Below are 12720 nucleotides of genomic sequence, written 5' to 3'. Positions count from 1 at the left end.
TAACACTGAAGTGTAAACAACCCGTCGATTTCTAACACTAAATATTCTTTTGATTTTAAATTACAAGTAATTCAGTTTTATCTTGATAATCATGGTTATCAAGCGACTGCTCGCTACTTTAATGTAGAATGCACAACTGTCCGTAAGTGGGTGAAAGCTTATCAGTATCATGGAGCTGAAGGTATAAAACCCAGAACTTCTAAACTTAACTATACGGCTGAATTTAAGCTACATGTTGTAACTTACATGACATTAAATAACCTTTCTATCCGAGAGACTGCTGCATATTTTAATATTCCTGCATTTACTTCTATATTAGAATGGAAATCTCTCTTTAAAATGGGTGGTTTAGATTCGCTTAAACCACGCCAGAAAGGTCGACCTAATATAATGAAACGTCCCAAAAAGCCAGATAATAGAACAGAGCAGGAAAAGCTGATTGATGCATTAACCGCTGAGCTTCTCTATCTCCGCGCGGAGAATGATGTCTTAAAAAAGTATCAAGAGTTGGAAGAGAGGGAGGAACAGCGAAGGCTCAAACTGAAACAATCGAGGAGTTAAAAGAGAAGCATCCTTTAACACTCCTACTTAAAGTGACCCATCTTGCGAGAAGTAGTTATTATTATCATCGAAAGTCACTCTTCTCTGCTGATCCGGAAAGTGATCTTAAAGCGAAAATATTGTCAATTTATCATGAGAACAAGGGGCGTTATGGCTATCGCAGAATTACAGCAATACTAAGGCGAGAGTTCATCATTAACCATAAGAAAGTCCAGAGGCTAATGAAACAGTTGAACCTAAAATCTTTGATTCGTCCAAAGAAATATCGTTCTTATAAAGGCCAGATTGGAAGAGTTGCTAAGAATCTTTTACAACGTCAATTTACAGCAAGCAAGCCTAACCAAAAATGGGTAACAGATGTTACAGAGTTCAAAGTCAATGGGGAGAAACTCTATTTATCTCCGATTCTAGATCTCTATAATCAAGAAGTTATTAGTTATGAAATTACAAAAAGACCAAAATATGAATTAGTCGAACGGATGTTGGAGAAAGCCTTAATATACTTACAAAGTAGTAAGAGAGGTCGAGAAAAGCTGATCCTTCATTCAGATCAAGGTTGGCAATATCAAATAGCTCAGTATCAACAAAACCTAAAGAAAAACAATATTAAACAGAGTATGTCCCGTAAAGGTAATTGCTATGATAATGCTGTCATAGAGAACTTTTTTGGGATATTAAAATCAGAATTTTTTTACACACAACGGTTTGAATCAGTAGATCATCTTCAAACAGAGCTACACAAATATATTGATTATTACAATCACAAACGAATTAATCTTAAATTAAAAGGACTAAGCCCAATAGAATATCGAACTCAGTCCTTGTCTTTATAATTTTAAACTGTCCAACTTTATGGGGTCACTTCATAATGAGTGGTTTTTTATCTATAAGCTAGAATAAATAATCTAGAATAACCTAGGCTAAAACGCGCTTACCTTCCCCTTCAGGAATTTCTATAATCAAACGAGGGACACAAATGCCGGAAACAGATTCCCGAAGCGCATTGACAAGCGCAATCCCTCGCTCATTTTCTACCACAAAATGACTTGTCCCCCGCGCTAAATCCATTTGATGCAGATAATAAGGTTTCACGCCATTTTCAATTAACGTTCGCATGAGATCGGTTAATACCGGCAAAGAATCATTCACTCCCTTTAATAGCACTGATTGAGAGATCAATAATACACCACGCTTACGAAGCGCTAATAATGCTTTTCGCGCAGATAAAGAGAATTCAGATGCATGATTGGCATGCAATACAATTGTTAATGCTTTACCGCGATCTACTATACTCTCTAAAAGATTTAATAATTCATCTGTGATTTTCTCTGGCGAAATCACAGGGATTCTCGTATGAATTCGAATACTTTTTATATGATCGATTTCTACAAGCGCATCTAAAGCCTCTGCCAAGCGCCTCGCAGAAAGTACAAGCGGATCTCCACCCGTCAAAATGACTTCCCATAGCTCTTTATGGGCCCTGAAATACTCCATGGCTAAAGCCAGATCTGGTTTTGATAACGTTTCCCCTTTTTGCCCGATCATCTCTTTACGAAAACAAAATCGGCAATAAACCTCGCAAAGCTGAGTAATCTTTAAAAGTGCACGATCCTCATAACGATGTACAACTCCAGGAGCCGGCGAGAAACGGCGATCACCAATAGGATCATCTAATTCACTTGGTAGGATATTCGCTTCTTCTTTAGATGGAACAAACTGACGCACTAAAGCATCATAATCACCCCCCTTAGAGTCTGCCATCTGCGCTTGCATTGTTGGACTGACTTTAATTTGAAATTCTCTAGCAACCGTTTCAATCTCTGAACTTTCGGTTAATAAATTTTCAGAATAAAGATCCTCGAGACTCGTCCAATATCGGCTCATTGCGTTATACTACCTTTTAATAAAATTTGTGTCGTCATCATAAGGGATTTTACATGAATAAGAGAGTAATTTGTTTAATGGGCCCAACTGCCACCGGAAAAACTGAAATGGCAATGCGCATAGCAGATGAGCTTCCTGTCCAAATTATCTCCGTTGATTCTGCGATGATTTATCGCCACATGGATCTTGGCACCGCCAAACCCGATAGCGAAACATTAGCAAAATACCCTCACAAACTAATTAACATCTGCGAACCAACAGAGCGATACTCTACAGCAGAATTTAGAAGAGATGCAACTCTTGCAATAAAGGAGAGCTTTGATGCCGGTAAAACACCACTCCTTGTCGGTGGAACATTCCTCTATTTCCAATCTTTACTCGAGGGTATTTCCCCAATCCCTTCTGTTAGTGAGCCTGTCTTAGCAACCTTAAATGAACGCTTAATAAAGGAAGGCTCTGCTTCACTTCATCAAGAACTCCTCACAGTGGACCCTGAAAGCGGCGCACGACTCAATCCTAATGATTCTCAACGTGTATTACGCGCATTAAGTGTTTTTCATGAAACAGGACAGCCACTAACCTACTTTTGGTCTCTACCTAAAAAATCAGGCTTAGATTATCCTTTTATCAAACTTGCACTTGCTAATAACAATGAGAAAAAACGCAATACACAGATCGCCAATCGCTATCAAAGTATGATCAAATCAGGGCTAGTTGAAGAAGTATTTAATCTACGGAAACACTATCCTGAGCTGAACCTTGATTATCCATCAATGCGCGCCGTAGGGTATCGTCAAATCTGGAACTATCTTGAAGAAGAAACCACATTAGAAGAAGCCATAGAGCTTGCAATTATTGCAACTAGACAATACGCCAAAAGACAAAGAACTTGGTTACGCCGCGAGGAGAATCTCACAACTTTTGATGTCGGAGCACCTAGTTATGCCCAAAATGTTCTTTCTACAGTCAATGATTTTTTAGCAAAACAATCATGACATCAGCTTATAACATACCTTCATTTTGTTTCTCTTCTAAATCAGCTTGCTTTGATGCCTGTTCTTCTTGCAATTCTTCCATTAATTCATCACCCACTTCATGTAAAGGCGTTTGAAGATTATTGTAATTTAATAAAATTGAAGCCTCTGTGATTGGCAAACTACTATTATATTCAAGCTCATTAATAAAACTATCCATTAACTCATCTAGATCTGCTTCATCCATCGATTTATTCACCGCTAATAGATAACGGACACTCAATGTTTCAATATCGTTAGGTAGACGCCAATAGAGCTCTTTAGGAACATGGGTTTGATAAAAATAACGATGCCTTTGGAAAAAGTTTTTAGGAAGTTCTTGCACAATAGAAATAGGCTCACCATCACAGAGCGTATTTAATTGGCGGACAATCTTATTAGGATGTGCACCAATAACAAACGCAACATTCAAATCAAAACTACAAAAACGATCGACTAAATCCTGAGATTCTAGATGCTCTACCGATAATTTTCGCTCATCCACACTCATGGCTTTCAATACTTCCGAGAGCACATTTTCCTGCGCTTTTTGTTGTAAAACGCCATATTTCATCCCCGGTTTAAAAAGACTAACTTCATCAATCCCTCGTGTTACCACCGTAAATGCTTGATGGTATAACGGCAGCACTAATTGAAAATCTCGTTTCAGTTTTTCATTAAAAAATTGCTCGGAGGTAATAATAAAATCATACTCTGCACGCTCTTTTCGAGTGAGCTTTCCTGGTTCAAAATAGGCTTCTTTACAGCGATGATAAGGGTGAATCACTTCATAGCTTACGCATAGATGATCACTAATCGCCCGATCTAATGCCGATGGTGTCTGCCTTAATATCTTAATCTCACGTTTATCATTCGCAAATACCGGTAATAGCATGACGAATAGAGCGGTGAAACAGAGCAATTGGAGATATTTTTTCATAAACTACCTAAATTCGATATTTATCTACAGCTATCGATCCCTCAAGACTTCAAACAAGAACCTTAAAAACAAAAAGCCCGAATCTTTGTGAGATTCAGGCTTCTTAATTTGGCTCCTCGACCTGGGCTCGAACCAGGGACCCCTTGATTAACAGTCAAGTGCTACTACCAACTGAGCTATCGAGGAATTAAGGATTGCTATATTAAGCGAAGATTATAGATCTGTCAAACTGATATCACCATTTGATAAACTTTTAACCAATAATACGAATTACGCTTTTGAAAAAAGCGCCTTAATACGCAAATCATCTTGTAGAAATTCCCGAAAGTGACGCGCGATATTTATTAAAAGCGCACGATCTTCCGCAATCATTGAGAACATCTCCGCCTCTGGATCAAATTATAGCTTATCTATCTCTGCCGGAAGCTCCTGAGTTACAAAACTTTCTACAATACGTTTCCAAGCATAACCATTAAAGTCATCTTTCTCAATGCCACACTTTTTAGCTAATAGATCCATCACAGGCTCATTATAAAAAGCATCTGCCATAAAGAAAAAAGATGACTTTCCCATATCATGCTGCAATATGTGAAATGGCTTCAATGACTCTGACATACCCATTTTTTTAATCCTAATTAATACTTTATAATCGCTTAATTTAAGCGACCTCTTTAAATGATAATTCAACGCTATTGATGTAATTACCGGTAAAGGGAAGAATCTTAAAGCACATATCCTCAATCTCTACCACATCATTTTCTGCAGGTAAACTACCGGCATTTTTCATGATCAGACCACTTAAAGTCTCCACATCTTCTTCATCAAAATCTCGTTTAAAATAGGTATTAAACTCCTCTAAGGGAATTAAGGCATTAATCACAAAAAGATTTTCGCCCACCACTTTTACCAGCTCTTTTGGTTCTTCCGCACGATCATGCTCATCATCTATATCGCCAACAATCTGCTCTAATAGATCTTCAATCGTAATAAGCCCTGAGACAGAACCATACTCATCAACTACTAATGCAAGATGTGTGCGTTTATTTCGAAAATCATTAATCAGCGCTGTCACAAACTTCCCTTCAGGCACATACTCTACTGGGCGGATCAATGATTTAATATCTAACGTCTTTGCCCCCACATAAGGCAGCAAATCTTTTGATAATAAAACGCCCATAATCTCTTCATGATTTTCAGATAACACAGGGAAACGTGAATGCCCAGACTCAATGATTCGTTTTAGAATCTCTTCTGGCTGATCATCAATCGCAATTGTAATCATCTTTGCACGAGGGACCATGATATCTCTGACAATTTGGTCAGATCCGGCAATAATTGCCCGAACCATTTCTGCCGCATCATCACTGATTAATCCTTCAACCCTTGCTGCTTCACAATCTTGAATTAATCTCTCAACACTTATATCTCTATTTTTATCGAATCCTAGTCGTTGCAACCAAGACTCGCCTTTCCTACTTCCTTCTTCAGCCATTGCTTTAATATTACCTCTAATGGATCAATATACTGTGATAGGCTCATTTATTGCTCTAGATTAACCCGATCTTTTTAAAAATGCTACAACTGAAAGCAATGGAAACTATATTTTTCATTGAGGTAACTATCTTATATAATGCGATCTTGCATCAGAATATTAATGTCTGACAACGAAAATTTAAGGTTTCTCCTAACATATAAGAGCGTAGAAAAAATTGATTTTTATCATAGCTTCTACCACTCTTCACTTTTCAGCTGGTTGTATCTATCCCTATGAAAGAAAAAAAGAAACATCTCACCACAGGTGAACGAGTCAATCGCGCGATCGCATACTTAATGCGACTTGTAATCTCAGTGATTGTGATTGTTGCGCTCATTACATTGCCGATCTTTGGTTACTTTATTATTAAAGCAGACCAAGAAGTCACCCCTGAATTTACCAATCGTCAATGGTCGCTTCCTGCTAGAGTTTACGCAAGACCTCTTGAGTTATTTGTAGGTCAAGATTTAAAACCTAAAGATATGGTTCAAGAATTAGAGTGGATTATCTATCGCCCCTCTAAATCGCTATCTCAACCTGGAACTTACTATCATGACACGACCAATAATACTATTGGCGTGCATACAAGACCATTTACCTATAGCGATGGTATAGAAACACCTAAGACTTTTAGAATTAGTTTTAACAAAAATAAAATTACGAACATCAAAGATCTAAGTTCTGATGAAGAGATCTCTTTAACACGTATTGAGCCGCTCTTAATCGCATCGATCTATCCTTCACATAATGAAGATAGAATCCTTCTAAAACGAGAAGAGATTCCCCCCATGCTGATAGATACATTATTAGCAATGGAAGATCGTGCTTACTATCAACACTTTGGAATCAATCCCAAGGGGATTATACGAGCAATTATTACCAACTTTAGAGCCGGTGGTAACGTTCAAGGAGGATCAACCTTAACGCAGCAACTCACTAAGAACTACTTCTTAACTCCTGATAAAACGATTAAACGTAAAATCCAAGAGATGTTTTACTCCATCGTTTTAGATTGGCGTTTTGAAAAAGATGAAATTCTTGAAGCATACGTCAATGAAATCTATCTTTCACAAGATGGTGATCGTGCGATTCACGGTTTTGGTTTAGCATCTGAGTTCTTCTTTGGAAAACCTGTCAACGAGCTCTCTATTGGTGAAATTGCAACACTTGTTGCCGTCATTCCAAGCCCAAGCCGCTACAATCCACGCCGTAATCCTGAAATTGCGATTAAACGCCGTAATCTAATTATCGATGTGTTAGTTGAACAAAATCTATTAGGCGCTGAAGATGCAGCGCTCGTTAAAGCAGAGCCACTTCGTATTTTAGAAAACCCACCACCAGCGAATACAAAATTCCCAGCATTTATTGAACTTGTTCATAAGCAACTTAGAACGCAATATAGTGCAGATCAACTAAACTCTGGGGGGCTACGCATCTTTACAACGCTAGACCCGATCGCACAAGATTATGCAGAGAAATCAGTGATGGAATCACTAGCACAAATTGAGAAAGATCGTGGAATGCGCGAACCAATTCTCCAGGGTGCGATTGTTATCGCCAAGAATAATACCGGTGAAATCGCCGCTATTGTGGGTGATAGAAACGTTCGTATGGCAGGATTTAATCGTGCGCTCAATACCAATCGTCCTATCGGATCTTTAGTAAAACCTTTTATCTATTTAAGAGCCTTAGAAGAGCCGAGCCGCTACTCACTGGCAACGCCTTTAGATGATGCGCAAAAGGTCAGTTTATCTATTGGCGGCAAAAAATGGGAGCCCAATAACTACGATAGACGCCTTCACGGCTGGGTACCACTAATTACTGCCCTTGCTAAATCATATAACCTACCGGTGATTAGAGTAGGGATGGATATTGGTTTAGAAAATGTGATCGACACACTTTACCGTCTTGGCGTAAACCCTGTGCAATATAACTTGCCGGCAGTTCCTGCATCCCTTTTAGGATCTGTAGATTTACCACCATTAGAAGTTGCCCAAATCTACTCAACGATTGCAAATGCCGGTTATTACACACCCTTAAGAGCTATTAGAGAAGTAACTGACAGCAATAGCAATCTTTTAGCACAAGCAGAAGTTGATCCTATTCAAGCGGTAGAACCTGCGCCAAACTATCTCATTACTCAAGCGATGATCGATGTTGTGAACCAAGGAACCGCTGGTTCTGTTCGCCATAGCGTAGGTAACATTCGTATGGCTGCGAAAACAGGAACAACCAATGACTATCGCGATAGCTGGTTTGCTGGATTTACCGGCAACTACACCGCCGTTACTTGGGTTGGTCGTGATGACAACAAACCTATTAACCGATTAACAGGTACTCGCGGAGCGCTCCCAATTTGGGCAAATGCAATGAAAAACCTACATCTTGAGAGTATCTCGTTAGAAAAGCCAGGCGATATTATTGATGTTGCTGTAGATCTCTCTACAGGGCTGCTTCCACCAAGAGAGAAATGTGCCGATACAAAGATTCGTACCCTACCCTTTATTAGAGGGTATCAACCTAGCTATACAAGTGAATGTTATTACTTGCCAGCAACCCCAGACTCAGGAGGCTTTATTTTTGAATAGCATGAGTAATAACTCCTACTGTATTACTCCATTAATCTATGATAAATTAGAGCTTCTATTTATGCATAACTAATCATCATGCAACAGAATTTGTTTAAGGATATTTTCGTGAAAAGAAATACCATTTTTTTAATAAGCCTTTTAGTATTAACTGCATGTGCTAGCACTGCGCCACAAGGTGCTCGTGTTCGCCCTGTAGATGGCCAACCATATCATCCTTCATTTTCTAATGAAGGTGCTACAAAAGCTTATGCGTTACAAGATACCCCTCCTGTTCAAGCACCTCAAAGTAATGAGGTAGGATTTTTGGGAAATCAACCCCAACAAAATCCAGGTGGAAACCCTGTCTTCCCTACAAACTCGGCAAATGAGCAATGGCCTGCGGTGAATAATAATGCACAGCAAGCACACACTCCTGCGGCTGTGAATAATCATTCACCAGCACCCCGAGGATATGACGTAGCGACAGCAACTCCTCCTACTCAAGCAGCAACTGGAACGCAAACTCCCCCTCCGGCACCTAGTGGCGGAAATGCAGTCAAAGTTCTTCTTGATGACGCCCGCAAAGCCGTACAAGAAAATCGCCTAGATAAAGCTGCTAGCTCTCTTGAAAGAGCAGTGCGCTTAGAGCCTAGAAATGCGAGTATTTGGTACGATTTAGCACAAATTCGTCTTCACCAGAAGAATTATGCCGCTGCAGAACAAATGGCCAATAAATCTATTAGCTTTACGAAAAACGAAGATCTCATTAAGCGAAACCGTCAAATTATCACCGCGGCACAGAGCGCCCGATCAGCTGGCAACTAGATCGCGTATGATAATTTAATAATTTTAATTAATTTAAAACGTAAGCTTGATCTAGCCCACCGGACAATTGTCTCTTGGGCTTCATCTGCATTTGTAAATAATAAATAATAACTTTTGAGCAATAGAGATCTTCAGATACGACTCTTAACGACTACACATATAAGAGCCTATCGCTTTTAATATCTCTATTTCTCTATCGGAGAAACAATGAAGCGGATGCTAATTAACGCAACTCAGCAAGAAGAAATGCGAGTTGCCCTTGTCGATGGACAACATTTATATGATTTAGACATTGAAAATGTCGCAACTAAACAGAAAAAAGCGAATATTTATAAAGGGAAAATTACCCGTATTGAACCATCTCTCGAAGCTTGCTTTGTTGATTATGGTTCAGAGCGTCACGGGTTCTTACCATTTAAAGAGATCTCTAGAGAGTATTTCAAAAATAGTGGTGATCACTCAATCGCGATTAAAGACCAACTAGAAGAGGGCTTAGAGCTCATTATCCAAGTTGAACGTGAAGAGCGTGGCAATAAGGGTGCAGCTTTAACAACCTTTATCTCTCTTGCTGGCCGTTATCTCGTTTTAATGCCAAATAACCCAAGAGCAGGTGGAGTTTCCCGCCGTATCTCCGGCAAAAACCGTGCTGAAATACGTGATGCGATGGCGGCATTAACGGTTCCAGATGAGATGGGACTTATTGTTCGCACCGCAGGGATGGGCCGCACGGCAGAAGAGCTCCAGTGGGATCTTGACTATCTCATCATGCTTTGGGAAGCCATTATTGATGCCGGTAAACGCCCAGCGCCGCTCTTAATCTTCCAAGAGAGCAATATCATTATTCGGGCACTTCGTGATTATTATCGTAGTGATATTGGCGAAATTCTTATTGATGATGAAACGGTCTTTAAAGAAGCGGAAGTATTCATTAATAACATCATGCCGCAAATTGGCGATAAGATTAAACTCTATGATGATCAAATCCCGCTCTTTACACGTTTCCAAGTAGAGTCACAAATTCAAACAGCTTATGAGCGTAACGTCAGATTACCCTCTGGCGGGGCGCTTGTATTTGACCATACAGAAGCATTAGTCTCAATTGATATTAACTCAGGCCGCTCAACAAAAGGGGCGGATATTGAAGATACAGCGCTTAATACAAATATTGAAGCCGCTGAAGAGATTGCACGCCAACTAAAATTAAGAGACCTTGGTGGCCTCATCGTAATCGACTTTATCGACATGCTCGATAGCAAAAACCAACGTAAAGTAGAAGGTGCACTTCATGACGCCCTAGCATCAGACCGTGCTCGTATTCAAGTGGGACAGATCTCTCGATTTGGTCTTCTTGAGATGTCACGTCAGCGTCTTCGCCCTTCTCTTGATGAAACCTCGCATATTGTTTGTCCTCGATGCGAAGGTCAAGGAACAATTCGTGATACAAAATCACTCGCACTTGGCATTTTACGCATTATTGAAGAAGAGTGCTTAAAAGAGCGTACTTCAGAATTAGTGATTCAAGTACCTGTTAATGTGGCTGTCTATCTTCTTAATGAAAAACGCTCAGATGTGGAAGATATTGAAACTCGCCTTAAAGTTCGCGTGATTGTCATTCCTGATTCAAACTTTGAAACCCCGCATTTCCATATCACTCGTTATCGTGTCAATGATGAAGAGACGGGTTTAGATAGTGAAAACCATATCATCAAAGAAGAACTAACTATTGATGATATTCGTAACCAAGCTGTCATTCAGAATAAAAAGCTAATGGAAAAACCGGCTGTATCAGGAATTTCTCCTATCGCTCCGCCACCTAAAACGGCTGAAAAGGTAGAGGTCAAAGAAGCTGAAAAATCAGAAGGTATTTTTACTTCACTCATCACCTTCTTCAAAAACTTATTGGGCAATAACGCGTCCGATAATAACGAGAAGCAAAAAGATAAAAAACGCTCATCAAAAGATCAGCGCCGTAATAACAATCGTTCTAAAAACAGCCAAAACCAACGTCCTCGCAATAATAATCAGCGTCAACGTAATCAACGTCACAATCATCCTAGTCGCAATACTATTGAGACTATCGAGCGTGAAGTTGATAGTAATGCGGCATTTAATCAAGAAAATGGATCTCAAACGGAGCAACAAGGTCAGCAACGTCATAATCGTCGCAATAATAACCAAAACCGTGATGAAAGAAATAATCAAAATCAGCGCCGCAATCAACGCCAAAATGCCAATCAAGCCCAAGAAAATGGACAAGATTCTCAAGCTCGTGAGCAAAAAGGCAAAGAGGTGACCCAAGAACGTGAAACTCGCGATAATCATCAACGTGATAACCAACGTCAAAATGATCGTCGTAACCGCGGCAATGATCGTGAAAATCAAGGTGAAAACCAAGATCAACGCGAACAGCAACGTGAAAGAAATCGTAATGCTCGCAAATCCCAAGACAATAACCCAGCTGTAGAAGAGGAAACCTCAAAAAATAGTGAAGTAATTGAAACAGAAGAGAGAGCGCCGCGCCAACAACGTAATCGCCGCAATAATCGCAAGGTTGAAACACCGGTTGTAACCAATGATAAAGGCGAAGAGATTATCGAAGTCAAAGTCGGTGAAGAGACCCGCGAAAGAACTATTCGCAAAGGCCGCCCTCGTGTTGCAAAAGCTGAAGTTACCGAAGATCAAGCAGTTAATAACGCCCAAACTTCAGATAGCGATGCAAATACTTCAGAAAGCCAGGTAGAAACACCTAAAAATGAGAAGCCTCGCACGCCACGCGAACCAAGAAAACCTCGCGAAAGACGCCCAAGAGTAGCCGCTGAAACCAATGAAAATACTCAAACGACAACTGAGAAAAAAGTCGTGAGTGATCATACTGAAACAGAAAAAAACATCCCAACAAAAGAGGCGGTAAATGTTTCAGGATCAGAGGAGCCTACGGCACAAGCAAAAGAAGCCCCAACTAAAGCTGAAACTGCGAAGAGCGAAGCAATTTCAGAAGCTAATAGTGAAACCACAACAGAGCTAGATATCAATGCAATGATTCCTGATTCTGTTATCCAACCAGCTGAAAAAGAAGCTTTAGCAGAGGTAGAAGAGATTTCTGACAAAGCAGTTGAGGTTAAAGAAAATACGGAAATTAACATCGCTCACGAAGCTGTAGAAGCTAAGGTTACTGAAGCGAAATCTAATGATACAAAATCGGTTCAAACAGAATCAATTCACGTTGAGACTCATGAATCTAAAAGCGTCAAAGTAGATACAACTTCAGAGCAGGTAACAGCGCCTCAAGCGACTGCTAAAGGTGAAGCCATAGTAGAAAATACAGAAAATGTGACTAAAGCTGCACCAGAAAATGCCGAAGAACCTGTAAAAAACAGCACTCCTCAACAGTAA

At 39.8% G+C, this 12720-nt stretch carries 8 protein-coding genes, 1 tRNA gene and 1 pseudogene; 5 read left to right on the top strand and 5 right to left on the bottom strand.

Annotated elements, in window-relative coordinates:
- The first annotated feature begins 27 nt into the window (after positions 1-27).
- Positions 28-1394, top strand: a pseudogene (locus tag MMG00_RS12585) (IS3 family transposase).
- 82 nt (positions 1395-1476) lie between these two features.
- Here the strand turns inward: MMG00_RS12585 and MMG00_RS12580 are convergent.
- Positions 1477-2445: a KamA family radical SAM protein gene (locus MMG00_RS12580; protein ID WP_242148886.1), complete on the bottom strand. Its 969-nt coding sequence runs from the start codon at positions 2443-2445 to the stop codon at positions 1477-1479.
- A gap of 53 nt (positions 2446-2498) precedes the next feature.
- On the opposite strand from MMG00_RS12580, the gene miaA reads away from it, so the two are divergent.
- The gene (miaA, locus tag MMG00_RS12575; protein ID WP_242148883.1) at positions 2499-3440 is read left to right on the top strand and encodes a tRNA (adenosine(37)-N6)-dimethylallyltransferase MiaA; all 942 of its coding nucleotides are present in this window, start codon (positions 2499-2501) and stop codon (positions 3438-3440) included.
- Positions 3441-3447: 7 nt separating this feature from the next.
- Here the strand turns inward: miaA and MMG00_RS12570 are convergent, their stop codons facing one another.
- The 4 genes from MMG00_RS12570 to MMG00_RS12555 form a co-directional block, all read right to left on the bottom strand.
- Positions 3448-4398: a TAXI family TRAP transporter solute-binding subunit gene (locus tag MMG00_RS12570; protein ID WP_242148882.1), complete on the bottom strand. Its 951-nt coding sequence runs from the start codon at positions 4396-4398 to the stop codon at positions 3448-3450.
- A 109-nt stretch (positions 4399-4507) separates the two neighbouring features.
- Positions 4508-4584, bottom strand: a tRNA-Asn gene (locus MMG00_RS12565).
- Positions 4585-4797: 213 nt separating this feature from the next.
- A complete protein-coding gene (locus MMG00_RS12560; protein ID WP_242148880.1) occupies positions 4798-5013 on the bottom strand; it encodes a hypothetical protein in 216 nt (71 codons plus the stop codon).
- Positions 5014-5056: 43 nt separating this feature from the next.
- The gene (locus tag MMG00_RS12555) at positions 5057-5890 is read right to left on the bottom strand and encodes a transporter associated domain-containing protein (RefSeq protein ID WP_242148878.1); all 834 of its coding nucleotides are present in this window, start codon (positions 5888-5890) and stop codon (positions 5057-5059) included.
- A gap of 275 nt (positions 5891-6165) precedes the next feature.
- On the opposite strand from MMG00_RS12555, the gene mrcB reads away from it, so the two are divergent.
- The 3 genes from mrcB to MMG00_RS12540 all read left to right on the top strand — a co-directional run bounded on the left by mrcB (position 6166) and on the right by MMG00_RS12540 (position 12720).
- Positions 6166-8520 carry a penicillin-binding protein 1B gene (gene mrcB / locus MMG00_RS12550; RefSeq protein WP_242148876.1) on the top strand — a complete coding sequence of 785 codons (2355 nt, stop codon included), beginning with the start codon at positions 6166-6168 and terminating at the stop codon, positions 8518-8520.
- A 108-nt stretch (positions 8521-8628) separates the two neighbouring features.
- Positions 8629-9327: a tetratricopeptide repeat protein gene (locus MMG00_RS12545; protein ID WP_242148873.1), complete on the top strand. Its 699-nt coding sequence runs from the start codon at positions 8629-8631 to the stop codon at positions 9325-9327.
- A gap of 207 nt (positions 9328-9534) precedes the next feature.
- A complete protein-coding gene (locus MMG00_RS12540) occupies positions 9535-12720 on the top strand; it encodes an Rne/Rng family ribonuclease (protein WP_242148871.1) in 3186 nt (1061 codons plus the stop codon).

It is taken from the genome of Ignatzschineria rhizosphaerae, assembly GCF_022655595.1.
GTDB classification, from domain to species: Bacteria; Pseudomonadota; Gammaproteobacteria; order Cardiobacteriales; family Wohlfahrtiimonadaceae; genus Ignatzschineria; species Ignatzschineria rhizosphaerae.
This window is presented reverse-complemented; position numbering and strand designations above follow the sequence as displayed.

Bases quoted from the DNA above. Each gene is read 5' to 3' on its own strand.
- MMG00_RS12555 (WP_242148878.1), bottom strand. From the start codon at position 5,890: ATGGCTGAAGAAGGAAGTAGGAAAGGCGAGTCTTGGTTGCAACGACTA.
- MMG00_RS12570 (WP_242148882.1), bottom strand. From the start codon at position 4,398: ATGAAAAAATATCTCCAATTGCTCTGTTTCACCGCTCTATTCGTCATG.
- MMG00_RS12580 (WP_242148886.1), bottom strand. From the start codon at position 2,445: ATGAGCCGATATTGGACGAGTCTCGAGGATCTTTATTCTGAAAATTTA.
- MMG00_RS12560 (WP_242148880.1), bottom strand. From the start codon at position 5,013: ATGTCAGAGTCATTGAAGCCATTTCACATATTGCAGCATGATATGGGA.
- miaA (WP_242148883.1), top strand. From the start codon at position 2,499: ATGAATAAGAGAGTAATTTGTTTAATGGGCCCAACTGCCACCGGAAAA.
- MMG00_RS12540 (WP_242148871.1), top strand. From the start codon at position 9,535: ATGAAGCGGATGCTAATTAACGCAACTCAGCAAGAAGAAATGCGAGTT.
- mrcB (WP_242148876.1), top strand. From the start codon at position 6,166: ATGAAAGAAAAAAAGAAACATCTCACCACAGGTGAACGAGTCAATCGC.